Origin of the sequence: Neisseria sp. WLZKY-1, assembly GCF_046546535.1 — a bacterium.
In the GTDB taxonomy this organism is placed as follows: domain Bacteria; phylum Pseudomonadota; class Gammaproteobacteria; order Burkholderiales; family Neisseriaceae; genus Neisseria.
In genome coordinates, this window is record NZ_JBKGTW010000020.1 from 17,331 (window position 1) to 36,080 (window position 18,750).

The 18,750-nt window shown below is 58.5% G+C and carries 17 protein-coding genes; 16 read left to right on the forward strand and 1 reads right to left on the reverse strand.

What is annotated here, in order from left to right:
* Position 1: 1 nt before the first annotated feature.
* From ACLD9W_RS06950 to ACLD9W_RS07015, 14 genes are all read left to right on the forward strand, one after another.
* On the forward strand, positions 2 to 1,564 hold the full coding sequence (locus ACLD9W_RS06950; protein WP_410841340.1) for a phage portal protein: 1,563 nt from the start codon (positions 2 to 4) through the stop codon (positions 1,562 to 1,564).
* Positions 1,545 to 3,437: a phage major capsid protein gene (locus ACLD9W_RS06955; RefSeq protein ID WP_410841341.1), complete on the forward strand. Its 1,893-nt coding sequence runs from the start codon at positions 1,545 to 1,547 to the stop codon at positions 3,435 to 3,437. Before ACLD9W_RS06950 ends, ACLD9W_RS06955 begins: the two co-directional genes overlap by 20 nt.
* Before the next feature lie 57 nt (positions 3,438 to 3,494).
* Positions 3,495 to 3,758, forward strand: a complete 264-nt coding sequence (locus tag ACLD9W_RS06960) for a hypothetical protein (protein WP_410841342.1) — start codon at positions 3,495 to 3,497, stop codon at positions 3,756 to 3,758.
* The gene (locus ACLD9W_RS06965) at positions 3,751 to 4,053 is read left to right on the forward strand and encodes a hypothetical protein (protein ID WP_410841343.1); all 303 of its coding nucleotides are present in this window, start codon (positions 3,751 to 3,753) and stop codon (positions 4,051 to 4,053) included. The genes ACLD9W_RS06960 and ACLD9W_RS06965 overlap by 8 nt, the downstream gene beginning before the upstream one ends.
* Complete coding sequence (locus ACLD9W_RS06970) at positions 4,034 to 4,459, forward strand: hypothetical protein (RefSeq protein WP_410841344.1); 426 nt, start codon at positions 4,034 to 4,036, stop codon at positions 4,457 to 4,459. The genes ACLD9W_RS06965 and ACLD9W_RS06970 overlap by 20 nt, the downstream gene beginning before the upstream one ends.
* Before the next feature lie 32 nt (positions 4,460 to 4,491).
* Complete coding sequence (locus ACLD9W_RS06975; RefSeq protein ID WP_410841345.1) at positions 4,492 to 5,133, forward strand: phage tail protein; 642 nt, start codon at positions 4,492 to 4,494, stop codon at positions 5,131 to 5,133.
* Between the two features lie 60 nt (positions 5,134 to 5,193).
* Positions 5,194 to 5,505 (forward strand): phage tail assembly chaperone, encoded by a 312-nt coding sequence (locus ACLD9W_RS06980; protein WP_410841346.1) that lies wholly within the window; start codon positions 5,194 to 5,196, stop codon positions 5,503 to 5,505.
* A gap of 47 nt (positions 5,506 to 5,552) precedes the next feature.
* Positions 5,553 to 5,825: a DUF1799 domain-containing protein gene (locus ACLD9W_RS06985; RefSeq protein WP_410841347.1), complete on the forward strand. Its 273-nt coding sequence runs from the start codon at positions 5,553 to 5,555 to the stop codon at positions 5,823 to 5,825.
* Entirely contained in the window at positions 5,818 to 9,006 is a 3,189-nt protein-coding gene (locus tag ACLD9W_RS06990) for a phage tail length tape measure family protein (protein ID WP_410841348.1), read from the forward strand. Before ACLD9W_RS06985 ends, ACLD9W_RS06990 begins: the two co-directional genes overlap by 8 nt.
* Before the next feature lie 35 nt (positions 9,007 to 9,041).
* The gene (locus ACLD9W_RS06995) at positions 9,042 to 9,374 is read left to right on the forward strand and encodes a phage tail protein (protein ID WP_204812106.1); all 333 of its coding nucleotides are present in this window, start codon (positions 9,042 to 9,044) and stop codon (positions 9,372 to 9,374) included.
* Complete coding sequence (locus tag ACLD9W_RS07000; protein ID WP_410841349.1) at positions 9,371 to 10,090, forward strand: phage minor tail protein L; 720 nt, start codon at positions 9,371 to 9,373, stop codon at positions 10,088 to 10,090. Before ACLD9W_RS06995 ends, ACLD9W_RS07000 begins: the two co-directional genes overlap by 4 nt.
* Positions 10,087 to 10,839: a C40 family peptidase gene (locus ACLD9W_RS07005; protein WP_410841350.1), complete on the forward strand. Its 753-nt coding sequence runs from the start codon at positions 10,087 to 10,089 to the stop codon at positions 10,837 to 10,839. The genes ACLD9W_RS07000 and ACLD9W_RS07005 overlap by 4 nt, the downstream gene beginning before the upstream one ends.
* Entirely contained in the window at positions 10,839 to 11,645 is an 807-nt protein-coding gene (locus ACLD9W_RS07010; protein WP_410841355.1) for a tail assembly protein, read from the forward strand. Before ACLD9W_RS07005 ends, ACLD9W_RS07010 begins: the two co-directional genes overlap by 1 nt.
* A gap of 77 nt (positions 11,646 to 11,722) precedes the next feature.
* The gene (locus ACLD9W_RS07015) at positions 11,723 to 11,866 is read left to right on the forward strand and encodes a hypothetical protein (RefSeq protein WP_410841351.1); all 144 of its coding nucleotides are present in this window, start codon (positions 11,723 to 11,725) and stop codon (positions 11,864 to 11,866) included.
* Between the two features lie 154 nt (positions 11,867 to 12,020).
* Here the strand turns inward: ACLD9W_RS07015 and ACLD9W_RS07020 are convergent, their stop codons facing one another.
* Positions 12,021 to 13,058, reverse strand: a complete 1,038-nt coding sequence (locus ACLD9W_RS07020) for a Bro-N domain-containing protein (RefSeq protein ID WP_410841352.1) — start codon at positions 13,056 to 13,058, stop codon at positions 12,021 to 12,023.
* Between the two features lie 336 nt (positions 13,059 to 13,394).
* Between ACLD9W_RS07020 and ACLD9W_RS07025 the strand changes: the two genes are divergently transcribed.
* Together ACLD9W_RS07025 and ACLD9W_RS07030 are read left to right on the forward strand one after the other, a co-directional pair.
* Positions 13,395 to 13,892, forward strand: a complete 498-nt coding sequence (locus ACLD9W_RS07025) for a hypothetical protein (RefSeq protein ID WP_410841353.1) — start codon at positions 13,395 to 13,397, stop codon at positions 13,890 to 13,892.
* Positions 13,893 to 13,985: 93 nt separating this feature from the next.
* Positions 13,986 to 18,750: phage tail protein (locus tag ACLD9W_RS07030; RefSeq protein ID WP_410841354.1), on the forward strand; the 4,765-nt coding region annotated here is incomplete at its 3' end.

The following is an 18,750-nucleotide window of genomic DNA, read 5'->3' on the forward strand; positions in this document are numbered from 1 at the left end:
TATGGCAAAACAATCAAATGCCGCGCCGCAAAAGCGCGGTTTTTTTGCGCGTTTGTTCGGCAGGCGGGAAGCCGTCCCGAAAACAGCCCGCCGCAGCTTTGCAGGGGCGCGTCCGGTCGGATCGCTGGCTTCATGGCAGCCGCAAAACTGGTCGGCGGATGCCTTGGCACGGTCAGACCTTGACCGCCTGCGCGCCCGCGCCCGCAGCCTTGCGCGCGACAACGACTACATGCGCAAGTTTTTGAACATGGTCGAAAGCAACGTTATCGGGCGCGATGGTTTCGCCCTGCAAATGCGTGTTTTGCTGGATAACGCCGACAAGCCCGATAACTTGGCGAATAAGGCCATCGAAGAAGCGTTTTCGCGCTGGGCAAGGCGCGGCGTGTGCGATGTTACCGGCCAGTTGTCGTTTACTGACTTGCAACGGCTGTTGATGCGCAGTGTCGCACGGGATGGAGAGGCGTTGGTTCGTCATGTTACAGGATTTGACAACGGTTACGGCTACGCTTTGCAGGTGCTGGATATTGACCGTTTGGATACGGGATACAACGTTCCGCAGCAAAACGGGCGCAACGCCGTGCGCATGGGTGTTGAGTTAAACAGCTATTCCCGTCCTGTGGCGTACTGGTTGCGGACGGCACATCCGGGCGAATCATACGGACAGACGAATACGGGCAATTTACGCGAACGGGTGCCGGCAGAGCAAATCAGCCATATTTTCCTGCACGACCGTCCGGAGCAGCGGCGCGGTTTTCCGTGGGTGGCTTCGGCCATCATCGGCCTGCAAAACCTGTCGGGTTATCAGGAAGCGGCCATTATCGCCGCCCGTGTCGGCGCATCGAAAATGGGCTTTTTCAAACAGACGGAAGACGCCGACAACTTCATGCCGCCGATTGACGGGCAAGAGGTCGATAACGGGCGCGGCAGCATCGATTTAATCGATTCGGTCGAGCCGGGCACGTTTCACGAACTGCCGCAGGGTTACGACTTTACGCCGTTCGACCCGGATTACCCGCACGCCAATTACGACGCATTCGTCAAAGCCAGCCTGCGCGGTATCGCCAGCGGTTTGAACGTGGCTTATCACAGTTTAGCGAACGACCTTGAGGGCGTGAACTTTTCCAGCATCCGCAGCGGAACGCTGGAGGAGCGCGATACTTGGATGTCGCTGCAAAACTGGTTTGCCGAAGCGTTCTTGTATGACGTATTCGATCGCTGGATTGAGGCGGCGTTGCTAATGGGCGCAATCAAGATGCCGTCCGGCAAATCGCTGCCTGCCGGCAAGCTGGATAAGTTCAGGGCCTGCAACTGGCAGGGGCGCCGCTGGTCGTGGGTTGACCCGCTGAAAGATATTAATGCGCATAAAGAGGCAGTGGCGCTGGCGGTCAAATCCCGCCGCGATATTTGCGCGGAAATGGGTTTGGATTTTGAAGATGTTATTACCCAAATCGAACAGGAAAACCAGATGTTGGCAGGAAAAGGAATCATTGCCGACGTAAAACCGGCCGCATCGGCGGCAGAACCGGAATCGGAGGATAACCCGAATGAAGAAAATGAAGCCTGATAAGGCGCAAATGCAGCAAATGAGCCGTTTTGCCGTATTTCAGCGCGAAAGTGTTGATGTTGAAAAACGGACGGTCGAAGTGGCGTTTTCCAGCGAAGAGCCGGTAGAACGCTGGTTCGGCGAAGAGGTATTAAGTCATGCGGCGGGTGCTGTTGACTTAAGCCGTCTGAACGACGGCGGCGCGGTGCTGTTCAATCATGGCTGGGACGACCAAATCGGCGTCATCGAACGTGCTTGGATTGATGCCGACAAGCGCGGCCGTGCTTTGGTACGTTTTGGCAACGGTGCGAAAGCGGCGGAAAAATTCCAAGACGTGCAAGACGGCATCCTACGCCATATCAGCGTCGGCTACCGCGTGGAAGACATGGTATTGGACAATCCCGATGCAGACGATGAGGACTACCGTTACATCGTTACCCGCTGGATGCCGTATGAAATCAGTTTTGTAACCGTCCCGGCAGACCCGACAGTAGGTGTCGGCAGGTCGGTGGAACCATTTATTGAAAACCCTGTAAACCCAACCCCTGAAAAAGGAAATCGAAACATGGATAAAAATCAAACTCCCACTACGGTGGAAACTCCCGCTGCTGCAATCCCTGCCGCCGCAGCAACCGATACCAACAACACCGCCGAACGCGGTATGCAGAACGAACGCGCCCGCGTTTCCGAACTGTTGGCCATTGGTCGCAGTTACGCCGCCCACGGCGGTATCGAAGCAGCCGAAAAGGTTATTAAAGAGGGCGGCGGTGAAGCCCAATTACGCGCCGCCATCATGGCAAACATGCAGACGAAGCCGACCGTTACCGCCGGTGAAATCGGCATGACTGATAAAGAACAGCGTGAATTTTCCCTTCTCCGCGCCATGTCTGCCGCCGCAACCGGCAAATGGGACAAAGCGGGCTTGGAGCGCGAAGTGTCGGAAGAGTTGGAAAAACGGCATGGTCGCGCAGCGGCAGGCTTCTTTGTGCCGACTGATTTGATTGCCCGCGCTTACAGCAAAGGCAATGCGGCAAACGGCGGCAACGTCATCGAAAACGACTTCCGCGAAGACTTGTTCATCGAACTGCTGCGCAACCGACTTGCCGTTGCCCAGTTGGGCGCCACCGTACTGGACGGCTTAGTCGGCGACATCACCATTCCGAAACACCTGACCGGAAACACCGTTCAATGGGTGGATGAAAACGGCAGTGCGGCCGAATCGAACGCCACTTTCGGACAAATGAGCCTGAAACCGAAAACCGTTACCGCCAATACCGAATTGAGCCGCAAATTCATTTTGCAATCCTCGCTGTCTGCCGAACAGTTCGCCCGCAGCGAATTGTTGAAAGCGATGATGCTGGGTATCGATTTGGCGGCCATCAATGGCAGAGGTACCGGCAACGAACCGACCGGCATCCTGAACACTGCCGGCATCGGCGCGGTGGAAATCGGTGCGAACGGCGGTGCGCCCGAATGGGGGCATATCGTCGCTTTGGAAAGTGCCATTGCCGCCGCCAATGCCGATATCGGCGACTTGGCCTACATCACCAATGCCCGCGTGCGCGGCCTGCTGAAAACCAAGCTGAAGGCCGACGGCGTATCCGGCTACATCTGGCAGGACGGCGCAACACCGCTGAACGGCTACCGTTGCGCGGTATCAAACCAAATTCCGTCCAACCTGACCAAAGGCACGGCGGCCAGCAAATGCAGCCCGCTGATTTTCGGTAACTGGGCTGATTTGATGATTGCGCATTGGGGCGTTTTGGACGTGATCGTTGACCCGTACACCAAGTCTACTACGGGCGCGGTACGCATCACCACGTTGCAAGATGTGGATATTGCCGTCCGCCATGTCGAATCCTTCGCCGCCATTAAAGACATCGTGGCAGCATAACCGTTTAACCGCAGGCCGTCTGAACAACAGACGGCCTAAATATTTGGAGTATTAAAAATGGCAAAAATCAAGATTACACCGCTGCGCAGTTTTTTTGATAACGGCAAAGGTTTTTTCGTCGGTAAGAAGTATTCGGTAGATGAAGAGCGGGCGCAGGCTTATTTGCTCGAAGGTTGGGCGGAACTATGGTCGGAAGAGAAATATGGTGCGGCGCAAACTGACGGCGGCGATGACGACGATGGCGACATTGACGATGATTTGACCGGCGGTCAGGGCGGCGGCGGAGAAGGTTCGGGTGAAACAGGTGCCAACGGTGTTTAAGGAGCCGTTGGGGGTGTTTACCAATCCCGCCGATTTCGGCGAAACCGTGATGATTGACGGGAAGGCGGTCAATGCGATATTCGACCGCGAAGCCATGACGGACGGCGGGTTCGGTATTGCTGTTGCAAATGCCGACCCGCAAATCATCGTTACTGAAGACGACCTGCCGGAAGACGTGAAGTCGGTGGTCGTTACCGTGCGCGGCAAACGCTACACGGTGGCGGAAACCGATTTTGACGGTTGCGGTATGGTCGTCGTGCAATTGAGGGCTGCGCATGACAAACCGACTTACTGAAATCCGCGCGGCGGCGGTGGAATTGCTGAAGCAGAGGTTTCGGCGGGTTTATTCCGGCCGCGCTTTTGCACCTGCGCAAGCGCAGCTGCCGTGTGTCGTGGTGTATTTCGACAGCCGCCGCAGCGAAGCGGCTACGATGGATTATCCGCCTGTCTACCGCCACACGGCGCGGCTGATTACTTTGGTTTGCGTGCAGGCCAACGAAAACGCCGATGCGCTGGCGGAAGAGATGCTGGCTTTAATCGGGCAGGTGTTTGCCGAATCGCCTGATTTCAATATGGGGGCTGACGGGCTGGATGATTTGAGTCCCGATTTACTGAATATTGAATCGGTGGACGGCGGCGAAGTAGCAACCGTTTATTACCAGCAGGGCTGGAGCGGGGTTTATTTTGAACAGGGTATCTGATTTTCAGACGGCCTTATTTGGGAGTATGAAAAATGGCAGTAAAACTACCGAACGGTGCGACCGTTCATATTGCGACCGCCTACGATGCGGCGAAGCCGGTTACGGTTGCGAGCAATGCCGTTGAGGCGGTGCTGACTGTAACGGGGCACGGGTTTAACGACGGCGATTTTGTGTTGTTGGAAAGCGGTTGGGGCAAGCTGAACGAGCGCGTGTTCCGAATCGGCGGCAAAACCAACGATACCTTTAAGCTGGTGGGCGTGGATACCTCCGACGTCGATGTTTATCCGGCCGGCGGCGGCAAGGGCAGCGTGAAGAAGATTACCGGCTGGACGCAGATTCCGCAAATCATCGAATTTTCCACCAGCGGCGGCGAGCAGCAGTTTGTCGATTTCGGCTTTTTGGAAGACGACTACGAGCAGCAGATTCCGTCTACGCAGTCTGCGTTGTCGATTACGGTCAAGATTGCCGACGACCCGTCTCTGCCCGGCTACAAGGCGGCGGCGAAGGCGAGCGATGCGGGCGGTAAAACCCCGCTGCGCCTGGTGCTGAAGGGCGGCGGCCAAATCGTTTACAACGGTTATCCGAGCCTGAATAAGACACCGGAAATGACCCGCAATCAGATTATGGCGGTAACTTTGGCGTATGCGGTGTCCGGCCCGGCCGCCCGTTATTGATTCCCCTGCAACCTTTTGGCCGTCTGTTTCAGACGGCCTCTTTTTTTGAAAGATTGAAACATGGCAAAACTGACTTTGAAACCCGATGCAACCTTCCGCCATACGGTGTACATCCCCGTTCCGGGCGGCGAACCTGCGGCGGTGGAGTTTGTGTTTAAGCAGCGCGGACGCAAGGCGATGGCGGCGTTTACGGAAAAACATAAGGAAGCCTGGACGGCGGATACGGTGCTGGATTGCGCCGAAGGTTGGGATTTGGCCGAATCCTTTACCCGCGAAAACATCGAATTGCTGCTGGAAAACTATCCGCAGGCGTTGTTTGCCGTTGTGGACGGCTATATCGACGAAGTATTTAACGCCCGTCAGGGAAACTGACGGCCGCCGCACGGGCACTTTACGAAAAGCAGCCTGATGCGGCGGAATTGTCGGCGTTCGGCTTTGAAGAGGCCGATTTTGACGATGCGCAGCTTTTCGGGGTGTGGCCGTGCAATTGGCGCGCGGTGTGCCTGTTTATTGCGGCGGGCACGCAATGGCGCGTCGGTATGGCGGGAGCAACGGGTTTGGATTATGCCGCGTTGGCGGCAGTGATGGATTTTCACGGCATACCGGCGAAAAAACGGCGGCGGCTGTTTGACGATATCCGCCTGATGGAGGCGGAAGCATTGGAAGTAATGAGGGAGCGGGCTGATGGCTGACAATATGATACGCATCGGCGTGGATGCGTCCGGCGTGGAAACCGGCGTGGCGAAGGCGAAAAAGTCGATTCATTCGCTGACGGTTTCGGTGGAGCAGGGCGGCCGTCGGATTTCTGCGGGCATGAAGCCGGCGGCAGACGGCGCGGCGGCGGCGGCGGCGGGTTTTGAAGCGGCCGACAAGCGCGTGGAGCGGTCGCTGAAGTCGATGGAGAGGGCCATTCAGCGCGATATTGCGATGAAGGAGGCGGGCGAGCGCGGCACGCGGCGGTATTACGAGGCTTTGGCCGCGCAGCGCGGCATCCCGACGGCGGCGTTGAATCCGTTTTTGTCGCAGTTGGACAAGGTGAACGGCAAGGTTCGGGCGGGCGGCATTTCGATTGCGCAGTTTAACAATGCGCTGCGGCAGACGCCGGCGCAGATGACCGATATCGTCACCCAGCTTGCCGGCGGGCAGAATCCGATGCTGATTATGCTGCAGCAGGGCGGCCAGTTGCGCGATATGTACGGCGGCTTCGGCAATATGTTCAAGGGCTTGTCGTCCGTGATTACGCCTGCCCTCCTGTTGTTCGGCGGCGCGGCTGTGGCAGCCGGCACGCTGGCTTATGCTTTGTATCAGGGCGCGGAAGAATCGCGCGCGTTTAGGCGGGCGGTCATCCTTTCCGGTGAAGCGGCAGGGGTGTCGGCAGGCCGGATGCAGGCGGCGGCGCAGAATGCGGGCGATATTACAAGCCGATATGCGGAAGCGCGCGAAGCGGTGCTGGCTTTGGCTTCGTCCGGCCGCGTGGCGGGGGAGAATTTCGAGGCATTTGCCCGTTCCATTGTGTTGCAGTCGGAGGCAACGGGGAAAAGCGTCGAGCAGCTGGCGGCCGAATATACCGCCATTGCCGACGACCCGCTGAAGGCCGTCGCCCGTTTTTCCGCCACCTATAAAACCCTGAACGCCGATGTGTACGAGCAGGTGAAGGCCTTGCAGCAGCAGGGGCGCGAACAGGAAGCGGTCGAGCTGGTGCAGCGCAAGTATGCCGCCGAAACGGAGGCGATGGCGCAGAAAGTCGTGGCCGATTTGGGCTTGATTGAATCGGCGTGGAAAGGCATTAAAGATGCGGCGGCGGGCGCGTGGGACGGCATCAAGTCTTTTGGTCGTGAAAAAACGACGGAAGAGTTGCTGAAGGAAGCGAAGGCGCAGTTGGAGGCCATGCGCCGTCCGGGATATGGTTCGGATATGGGCGGTTCGCCTTTTCCGGCGGCTTCGCAGGCGCAAATTCTGACGCAGGAATCCAGGGTTTTGGCACTGGAGGCGCGCCTGGCGCGGGAAAATGCCGACGCGGCCGCCGCCGGAAAGCGGCAGCAGCAAAACAAAAATCAGACCGAAGGCCGGGCGGCGCAAGATGCCATTGCAGAGCGCTATGCCACGCGCGATGAGCAGAAGCAGCGTGCGCATCAGGAAAACGACAAGGCGCTTGAAAAGGCGTTGGACGGCCTCACGGATCCGAAAAAACGGAAGGCGGCTATTGACAAGCACGCCCGCAACGCACGGCGGATTGACAAGAGTTATGCCGATAACAGGGGCGGGCGCGGCAAGTCCAAAACCAAAAAGGCAAAATTTACCGTCAATAAAACCGTGTTATCTCAAGCGGCGCAGTTTGATTATGCCGGTTTGGAAAAACGGTACGGCCTGCCGAAAAACCTACTGGCCGCTTTGTCTATGCAGGAATCACGCGGCAATCCGAACGCCCGTTCTTCGGTCGGTGCACACGGCGCATTCCAGTTTATGCCGGCCACGGCGCGGCAGTACAGGGTCAATACCGCCAGCATCGCATCGTCTGCCGACGGTGCGGCGCGCAAGATGAGCGATTTGCTGCAGCGCTATAAAGGCGATTTGGGTAAGGCATTGACGGCCTATCATTCGGGCGAAGGCAATGTGGACAGGGGCCGCATCGGCCCTATCGGCAGGAAATACGCTCCCGAAGTGATGGCGCGGATGGGCTGGCTGGCGGGCGGCAAGGGTGAAATCAGCGACGACCCGCGCCGCAATTTTGTCGATATCCCGGTATCGGGTTATGAAAAATGGCATGAGGATTTTAACCGGCGGGCGGCGGATGCGGAAGCGAAGCGGGTGCTGGAAATTTTAAACGGCAACCGCGCCATCGGCGAACAGTTGAAGTTGTTGTCTGACCCAACTTTCGGCGAATGGACGCAGGAGCAGCAGGCGGCGGCGCGTGCGCTGGCGGAGCAGGCCGACGCGCAGGAGGATTTGCGCCGCGTGTCGGAACGCTATGCCGAAACGGCGAAGTCTATGCTGGACGGTCAGAAGGAGGAGGCCGACCAGCGCTTGTTCGAGATTTCTTTAATCGGCAAAACGCGGGAGGAAATCGAGCGGCTGACTTTGCAACGGCTGTGGGACAAGCAGATTGCGGCGGCACGCAGGGAGGGTGCGCCGTCCGATGTGCTGGCTATGTTGGAGCAGGGCAAGGCCGAAAGTTTGGACACCCTGGCCGGAATGCAGCAGCAGCGGCGCGAGAGCGATAACAATTGGCGGGCGGGCTTGAAGGGCGGTGTGAACGAATACATCAAATCCTTCGGCAGTGTGCGCGAACAAATGGAAAACGCCACCGTGCAGACCTTTGAAAAAATGGGCGATGCGCTGGCCGAATTTGTCGCCACCGGCAAGCTGGATTTCCGCAGTTTGACGGTTTCCATCTTGCAGGATTTGTCTAAGATGATGATTAAGATGGCTATTGTCCAAGCCATGAAAGCGGCTGTCGGCGGCTACGCCGAAGGCGGGGTGGTAGGCGGCGGTTTTGCTTCCGGCGGCTACACCGGCGCGGGCGGGAAGTATGAGCCTGCGGGCATCGTCCATAAAGGCGAGGTAGTGTTTTCACAGCGCGACGTCCGCAATCACGGCGGCGTAGCGGCGGTGGAACGGCTGCGCCTGCGGGGGTATGCCGACGGCGGCGTGGTCGGCGTGCCGTCCCCGGCGTTGTTCGGCGCGAAGCCTGCCGGCGGGCTGACGGTCAATCTGACGGTCAATGTCGAAAACGGCGGCGGCGATACCGAACAGCAGGTGCGGCAGGGCGTGGAAGCGGGTATGCGCGAAGCGATGCGGCAAATTGCGAAGGCGGAAATCGCCGACAGTTGGCGCATCGGCAACATTAGCCACAATGCGGCGAAGGCCGTCTGAATGTTCAGGCGGCCTTTTGTTTTCGAAAGGTTTTTATGACTGAAACATTCAGATGGCGGGTAACGTCGGAAAGCAGCGCGACGCATACCTTTGCCGTGCGCACGGTCAAGCTGGGCGACGGTTACGAGCAGCGGCAGCCTTTGTCGCTGCGGCCGAAAATGCAGAAATGGCAGGTTCGACTGGTCGGGAAGAAGGCCGTGATTGAGCAGGTTAAGGCCTTTCTCGACGCGCGGCGCGGCGTGGAGGCGTTTTACTGGCAGCCCGACGGCCATCCGCGGCTGTTGGTCAAGGCGGCGGAATACCGCGAAACGCCGCGCGGCGGCAAGGTGTACGAACTGTCGGCGGAATTTGAGGAGGTGTTGGCATGAACGCACGGATGAAAACCTTATCGGGCGTGATGCTTAAAGCCCTGACCACCGCGCAGCAGGATGTGTTGATTGAATTGTGGGAAGTTGATTTTCGTCCGTTCGGCGGCGAAGTTTGGCGGTTTTGCAACCAAGTCAACGAAAAGAACGGCGGCATTGTTTGGAAGGGCGCGGAATATGCGCCTTATCCGATAGAGGCTGAAGGCTTCGAGATGACGGCGCAGGGCGCGGGCAACCGCCCTACCTTGCGCGTGTCAAATGCGCTTGGTTTCGTAACCGGCGCGGCAGAGCAGTACAACCAACTGGCAGGCGTGGAAGTCGTTCGCCGTCTGACCTACGCCAAGTTTCTTGATGCGGCCAATTTCACGGCGGGCAATCCTGCCGCTGATCCGAATCAAGAAATCGTCTGCCGCTACGTTATAGAGCGGTTGTCGGAGATGACGGCGGAACGGGCGGTGCTGGAACTGGCCACGCCTGCCGAAGCGGACGGCGCGATTGTGCCCGCGCGCATGATGCTGGCGAACACCTGCGTCTGGCAGTATCGCGGCGAAGGCTGCGGCTATACCGGCCGCGCGGTGGCCGACAAATTCGATATGCCGACAAGCGACCCGAAAAAAGACGTTTGCAGCGGCACGCTGACGGGGTGCCGCGCCCGTTTCGGCGCGACGGCGGCTTTGCCGTTCGGCGGGTTTCCGAGTGCGGACAAGGTGGAATCATGATGGACCTTGATTTTTTGCATGAGGCGGTGCGGCGCGAAATATTGGATGAGGCGGACAAATCCGCGCCGTCTGAAATGTGCGGGCTGTTGGTTTTTCATTATGGCGGGTATGAATTTCTCCCTTTGCGCAATTGTGCGGCAAACCCGTATGAAACCTTTGAGATTTCCGCCGATGACTGGAAGGCGGCGGAACGTGCCGGTGAAATCGCCGCCGTCGTCCATTCCCACCCGGGCGGCGAACCGTTTTTATCGGGCGCGGACCGGCAGATGCAGGTGCAAACCGGCCTGCCGTGGATTTTGGCCGCTAAAGGCCGTCTGAAAGCCTTCCGCTGCTGCCCGCACCTGCGCGGGCGCGTGTTTGAGTACGGCCAAGCCGATTGCGGCACGCTGGTTCGTGATGCCTTTATGCTGGCGGGGCTGGATTTTCCCGACCATCCGCGCGGCGATATGGATGCCGACGCGGCGGCGGACTACTGGCAAAAACACCTTGCCCGCATCGGCTTTGTGCGGGTTTCAGACGGCCTTGAGGGCGGCGACGTAGTGCTGACCGCCTACGGCGGCCATGCCAACCATGCCGCGCTGTATCTGGGCGGCGGCGAAATTCTGCATCACGCCTACAACCAATTGAGCCGCCGCGAGGCGTACAACCAATGGTGGCAGGAGCGCACGCACAGCGTTTGGCGGCATCCCGAATTTGAGCCGGCCATGATGCGGGCGGTGGAAAACGATTTACTGCATAGGATGGAATGATGATTACGGTTTGTTTTTACGGCGATTTATCCCGCTTCGGCCGCCGCTTCGATTTGCAGGCCGAAACGCCTGCCGAAGCCTTGCACGCCCTGTTCGTCCAAATCGGCGGCCTGCGCGAACACATCCGCAACGGCGTGTATCAGGTGCGCTTTGGCGGCGAAGACCAGACGGAAGCGGGGATTGCCGAAGCATTCCGCCGTCCCGCATCGGGGATTCTGCACATCGTGCCGCGCGTGCGCGGTGCGGGCAAAAACGGCGGCCTGATACAGACCGTCGTCGGTGCGGTGCTGATTGTGGTCGGCGCTATGACCAGCTGGGCGGGCGGTGCGTCGCTGGTGGCCGCCGGTATCGGCATGGTGGTCGGCGGTGTGGCGCAGATGCTGACCAAGCCGCCGAAAATGAAGGAGTCTTCCGGCACGGACGCGGGCAGGAACAGCGCGTTTTCCAATTTGAGCAATACCACCGCGCAAGGCCGCCCGATGCCGCTTGCCTACGGGCGCGTGTATGCCGGCAGCCGCGTCATATCGCAGGGCGTGGAATCACGCCGCCTGAACGGTGCGGCGGCAGAGCATCCGGCGGGCAGTCTGTGGCGGATGCTGGCGAAATCGCGCGGCAGGAATCCGGCGCAGGGCGGCGGCCAAAACCAACCGGGCGCGCCGCTGGCGGCGGATTTGACCGTCGGCCTAACAAAGAAATTCATCACGGGCGCGGCGGCCACCGCGCCGAACGGGCAAAAATACCATACCGACTTTGCCGACGACTCCGTCCGCGCCGCCAACTACGAAGTGGTGTTGGGTGACGGATAAGGCCGTCTGAAAAGGCGAAACCCCGCAGGGCGGCCACCCTGCGGGGTTTTTTGCATTAACTTAACGGAACTAAGCTAATGAATGTAGAGGATTATACATCAATTTTTGATAGGGTGCTTGAGAGAATGGACAAACTTTCAACGTGGCGGTTCGCCGCCGTTTGGCTGATATTCTTCCTGCTGGCGGCGGGTTATTTTTTAAGTGTGATTAAGTGGTGGTGAAATGGAAACAATGAATATCAATCCAAAAGAAACGCGCCGCACGTTTTGGCATATTGTTGCGGGGATATGTTTGATTGCGCTGGTTTGGCGGCTGCCTGATATTCTGACCGCGCTGAAATAGGCCGTCTGAATATTCAGACGGCCCGTGCGGGGCTTACCAGCCGTTTGCCGCATCCGAAATCGTGCAGTGCAGGCGGTTCAGTTCGAGTATGGCCTGTTTGAAGTCGTAGTCGGAAAGGCTTTGGTTTTCCTCGTTGTGGATGAAATTATTCCAAACCTCGTTCAATACCCGCGTCAGGTGGGCGGTTTGCATGAGTGCGTCGCATTTGATCCGTTGCGCCCATTCGTTTTTGCGGTCGGTGGCTTCGCCGTAATACAGCAGCAGGCCGGCGATGTCGGATTCGTAGCGTTGCGCCAGTTCGTCGCGCAGGCGGCGGTCGCGCTTCTCGTCATACATTGGGGCGGCGGGCGCGGCGTTTGCGGGTGCGGGGCGCGGTTTTTTCTCCGCCGCGTCCGGCAGGGCGGGCAGGTTTTCGGCGGGGCGGTCGAAGCTGTAGCGGTGTTCGGCTTTCAGGCGGCGTATTTCCGGGTGTTTTTCCATAATCAGGGCGGGCATCCCGTCGATCAGCCTGCAGTTGAGCGCGGCCAGCTGGAAGAAATCCAACTCGGAACGCTTTTTGCCGGTGAGGGCGCGGATTTGTCCCTCCAGATCGGGGCCGCAGTGCGATTTGCACAGCACCGTTTCGATCCGGTGCAGCAGGTTCAGCATTTCCTCGTGCGCCTCGTCGCGGGGGATATATTTCTTCTTGAAACCCTCTTCGCGCACCTGCGCCCATAAATCTTCACGGGTGGCGGGCAGGGCGGGGCGTTTGTTTTCCCGCTCCAGTACATCCAGTACCCAGTGGCGGAACTCTTTGGCCGCTTTGGTTCGTGCCAACATGCCCAAAAGGTGTGCGCCGCGCAGACTGAATACGCGCACCTGTTGTTTGCCGCCTGTGGTGGGCAGTTCGATGACTTGGGTCATGCTGTCGGTAAATTCGTCGGCGTTGCGGTCATAAAGTTTTGCGATTGCAACAGCGCCGTCTGAATATTCCAAGGCATTACCAATTTGGTAACCCCTTAGCCAAGGTTGGCCGTTAATGTCGGTAATTTGGAAATTGGTATCTTTAAAAGAAAGAGATAATGCGTTCATGATGAAGTTTCCTTACTGGGTGATTTCGAAGTTGCCCGAAACGGGCGGCCGCGAGGTTCGAAAACTCCCAGTACGAGCCGTGCTTATTCCCTGCCGAAGCAGGTATTGTATTCACAGCCCTCGCGGCCATAGGAAACTTCGGTTGTATCAAAACGAAACAACAAGGAAACCAATGAATCTTATGGACGTAAAAAATTCACGCTGACGGGGTGAATGCCGTACTGGGAGAGGTTTTCGACGCCTCGTGAAACGGAATGTAAAGCAGAAAGAAAATGCTTGTCAAGAAATTTACAAAAGGATAACATTTGCGCTTATTTTGTAATGGGGAAAATTGAGATGGAAAAGCTGATTTCGGTATTTTTTCTCGGTTTCTTTCTTAATGGGGCATATGCTGCCGATTCTTTGCCGGTAGTGAAAAAACGCATAGCCGCAAAGATGAGTGCCTGTATGAAAGATCAATCCACGGGCGGTAATTCCTGGGTGGATATATGTCGTTTTGATGCTGCTGAAAGTTTTGAAAAAGCGGCTTGGGATTATGCTTACCATGGCCTTGCTTCGGAATTAAAAGAAGAAAATGAAGAGATTGAAGTCATACAGGAAAATTATGCGGATGACATGGCATGGTTTAAGGTAGCTTTGGATTCGTGTTCTAGTTTTAAAGCGTCTATCAAGCCGGCGGCTTGGCAGGAATCTTATAATGCTTCTTGCCGCTTGTACTGGGCAAGGCAGGCAGCAGAATATTTTTATAGGCCGTCCGAAAAGGAAAGTCAGGCGGAATTTAATCGGAGTTGGAATAAAATGGTTGATGATTGGGTGCGGAAAGAAATATTTTAATTGTCAGGCCGTCTGAATATTCAGACGGCCTTTGTTTTGCCCGCCGGGTTTCGCCCGTCGGGTTTTTTGTGTCCGTTATTTGGGGGTTTGGATATGGGCGGTAAGAAAAGCGGCGGTGCGGCCACGCCTTCTTATGAGGCGCCGAATACGTTGAATTCTGCGCAGTCGCTGCGGATTGTCGATGCGGTGTGCGAGGGCGAAATCCGCGGTTTTGCCAACGGCAACGATGCGCCTTGGAAATCGGTGTTTTTGAACGATACGCCTGTGCAGAATGCCGACGGTTCTTTCAATTTCAAGGGTTTGGCGGGCTTTTTCCTGCGCGGCACGCCCGACCAGCCGTATATTCCGGGCTTCGATGTGTCGGAGCGGACGGTGGCGGTGTCGGCGGAAGTGAAGAAGAGTACGCCGATTGTGCGCGCGGTAACGGACAAGCTGGTCGGCCGCCTGCGGGTAACGCTGGGGGTGGACAGGAATTTTCAGGTGCAGGGCAACGGCGATACGCTGGCCGCGCAGACGGTTTTGCGCGTGGAGTTGGTCAATAAGGACGGCGTGCGCGCGGTGGAATCGGTTACGTTTTCGGAGCGTGCGGGCGGGGTGTATTACCAAGACGTGCTGTTCGATCAGTTGCCGGAAGCGCCGTTTAATATCCGCGTTTCCCGGCTGACGGACGATGCGGCCAGCGATAAGACGGGCAATAAGACGTATTTTGCCAGTTTTGTCGAGATGATAGACGCGAAGTTGTCGTATCCGCATACGGTTTTGTCTGCCTTGGCAGTGGATTCCGACCAGTTCGGCAACAGTGTGCCGCGCCGCAATTACCTGCTGGACGGGATGCTGGTCAATGTGCCGTCAAACTACAATCCGGACACGCGCGAATACGCGGGTTCGGTGTGGGACGGTTCGTTTAAAAAGGCGTGGACGAACAATCCGGCTTGGGTGTTTTACGATGTGCTGACGCAGCCGCGTTATTCGACTTTGGCGCGCCGTTTGAAGGCGGCGGATATCGACAAGTGGACGTTGTACCAAATCGCAAAATACTGCGACGAGTCGGTGGACGACGGCTTCGGCGGCAAGGAGCCGCGCTTTGTCTGCAATGCGTATTTGTCGGAAAAACGGCAGGCGGCGGAATTGCTGACCGATTTGGCGAGTGTGTTCCGCGGTTTGCCGGTTTGGGACGGCCGCCGTTTTTCGGTGGTGATGGATGCGGATGCCGACGCGGTGGCGCAGTATGCGAACAGTAATGTCAAAGACGGGCTGTTTACTTATTCGGGTGCGGCCTTTAAGTCGATTTCGACGGCGGTGATGGTGCAGTATGTCGACAAATACGACGGCTACCGCACGAAAACCGAATATGTGCAGGACGACGAGGCGGTGCGCCGCTACGGGCTGAATGTCCGTCAGGTGGCGGCGTTCGGCTGCGATTCGCGCGGGCAGGCCGCCCGTTTCGGCGCGTGGATGCTGCAAACCGGCCTGCGCCAGCAGGATGCGGTCAGCTTTACCGTCGGTCGGGAGGGTTTGCGCCATCTGCCCTACGATGTGATACGCATTATGGACAATGATTATGCGGGCGCGGATTTTTCGGGCCGTCTGAAAGCGGTGTCGGGCTTGACGGTTACACTCGACAGGCCGGTGGAAGCCGAAATCGGCAGCCGTTTTTCGGTCGAAGCGAACGGCGCGCTGCAAACGTTGGAGGTGATGGCGAAGCCCGCCGCCGACCGTTTGGAGTTGTCTGCCGCTCCGCAGGCCGCCGCCGGTGATGTTTGGGTGCTGCAGGGGCGTGTGAAGGCGCGCCTGTACCGCGTGGTGTCGAGTAAGGAAAACACGGCGGACGGCACGTTTACCGTGTCCGCGCTACGGCACGACCCGCAAAAATACGGCGTGGTGGACGGTTGGGCGAAATTCGACCGTGAAATCACCACGCTGCACAATGTCGTGCCGCAGTTGATGAATCCGTCGCTGACGGCGGGCGGCGGCAGGCTGACGATTACTTGGGACAATCTGACGGCGGACGGCCAAGTGCTGACCTACGACGTTAAGATTTACCGGAATAACGTGCTGTACCGCCATATCCCCGATGCGGCGTCGGCGGAAATCGTGCTGCACGGCCTGCCCAAAGGCAGCTACCGCGCCGAAATACGCGGCCGCAACGCACGCGGCGTCTATTCCGAGCCGCTGGTTAGAGCGTGGACGCTGGACTACGAAATCAGCGCCGTGCGTACCGTGGGCAAAACGCTGGCGGTAGACCTTGTGTGGACATGGCCGCAGACGGTGGTCGACGAGTTGGCGGTGGAAATCCGCTACGGCAGAACCGCCGATTTGTCCAAAGCGCAGAAACTGGCCGAACTGCCCTACCCGCAGAACACTTACACGCTGACGGGCGTCGGCGCGGCGGACGAATTTTGGTTTTGGCTGCGCGTGCGCGATGCGGCGGGCAATACGGGGGAATTTACCGCCCCCGTGCGCGGCACGTCCGACCCGAACCCCGCGCCGCTGGTGAAGCTGATTGAGAAGCAGATTACCGAGAGCAGTCTGTCGCAGAGTCTGAAAGACCTGCTGGACGGCAAAATCGAAGCCGGTAAAAACGCCGCCCTTGCCGAGGCAGGCAAAAAAACGGCCGCAGAAGCTGCCGCACGGATGAAAGCCCTTGCCGACGAAGCCGCCGCACGGCGGCAGGCTCTTGCAGGTGAAGCCGAAGCCCGCAGCCGCGATATTCGGGCGGCTGCCAAAACCGCCGCCGACGGTTTGGCCGCCAAAGCCCGCGAGTTGGGTACGAAAATCACGGCGGTTGAGGATGTCAGCAAACAGCACGCAAGGAAAATCGAAACCGTCACCGCCGCGCAGGGCAAAACCGCCGCCGCTTTGGAGGTCGAGAAAGAAGCCCGTGCCGACGGCATCAGCGCAGAGGCACGGGAGCGGCGGCAGATGGTGGCGAAGCTGGACGGACAGATTGCCGGTATCACGCGCGAGCAGGAAACTTTGACGGAGAAAGACAAAACCCGTGCCGCCGAAACCGCCGCGCTCACAACGCGCATGGGGCAGGCCGAGGGCGGCCTTACCAAGCTGCGCGAAAGTGTGGCCCAGTCCGACCGCGCCCGCGTGCAGGCGGTGGACAGCCTGACCGCGCGGTTGGACGGTCTGAAAGTCGGCGGGCGCAATCTGCTCAAACAGTCCGCGCCCGATGCGGATTACGGCTATCTCGCCCGTTTCGCGCTGGCCGAAGCTCCCGCCGTCGGCGAAGATGTGACCGTCACCCTTTGGGGCGAAATCGGCAGCGACCGCACCAGCATAGGCGTGTACAACTCGCGCGGCTTCGGGATGTTGTTCGGCCTGACGAAGGTTGCAGACGGTCTTTGGCGCGGCACGGGGAAATGGGGTTTGGCAACCGGCGGCAATAACGCGGGCGACCAAGCCGACAACACGCATCTGAACGTGTATTTCTTCCCGAACAGCGGTACGTCGCAAAGTCATGTTTCCCGCATCAAGCTGGAACGCAGCACGCTGGGGACAGATTGGACACCTGCGCCCGAAGACGGTGCAGCGGCTGCCGAAACCGTTGCCGCCGAGCTGGCTGAGCACAAATCGGCACAGGCACAGAAGGACAGCGCCACTGCCGAAGAGCTGAAAACCGCCAAGGCGCAGGTTGCTGGCAATACTGCGCAGATTACCTCCCTGAAATCCGCCAAAGCCGACAAGACGGAGGTGGCCTCCATCGCGCAGACGGCTTTGGAAAGCAGATGGCTGTCGGCGGCGGAGAAAGCCAAGGTCGACGCGGTATCGGCGGCGGCGCAGACGGCGCAGGATAAGGCCGATGCCGCCAAGGCGGCAGCCCTTGCCGCTGCGGAACGGGCGGCGCAGGCCAAAGCCGACACGGCCAAGGCGGCAGCAGTTGCCGCAGCGGCGGGCGACGCGCAGAGCAAGGCCGATGCAGCCAAGGCGCAGGCAATAGCCGACGCAGCGGCAAAGGATGCCGTGGTCAAACAGCAGGCGGCCGCCGACGCCAAGGCCAAAGCCGACAAGGCACTGGCCGATGCCAAGGCTTATGCCGACGGGCTGAATGCCGCCTCAGAGGCAAAAATCAGCCGTCTGGAGCAGACCAGCGTTACGCGGCAGCAGGCGGAGGCCATCGCGCAAAGCACGGTGTCGGCCAAGTTCCAAGTGCCGGATACGCGCAACGACAATCAGCCGCCGTCTTGGTACTGGGAAAACTACCCACGTCAGACTGTGACGGAGTTTAAGAAATCTTCCGTTATCGGTTTGCGTGGAGGCGTCGGCAGTAACGCTTTTTGTGCTATGGAAACGCGTGTGCCGTTTGCAAACCCGACGGGCGGGGAAGTCTTTCAGACGGCCTCTTTGTCCGACGGTTCGGTTTGGCGACGCAAGTCTGACGTGGTTTATACGCTCGAGACGCGCACTTACAGCCGTGACACGTGGACGGACTGGGTGCAGGACGAAACCGTTGACGGGGCGCAGGCCAAGGCCGATGCGGTGAAGAAAATCGCTGAGGAGGTGGGCAGGCTGGCACGCAGGGCGCAAGCGGATATCGAGAGGTTTCAGTCGACCTACGCCGACGAGAAGAAGGCAGAGGCTGAGGATAAGAAGAAGCTGACCGCTAAGCTGAACAACACCGCTGCCACGGTGGAAACGACGTCGAAAGCGCTGACTACGCTGGACGGCAAGGTGCAGGCGATGCACGGTATCAAAACCGAAACCATCGCCAGAGGCCGCAAAGTGTTCGCGGGCATCACGCTGGGCGCAGACGGCCAAACGGCGGAAAGCGAAGTGCTGGTTTGGGCGGACAAGTTCGCCGTTATCGAGCCGACGACCAAGCAAATCCGGCCGATGTTTACCGTTACCCGTG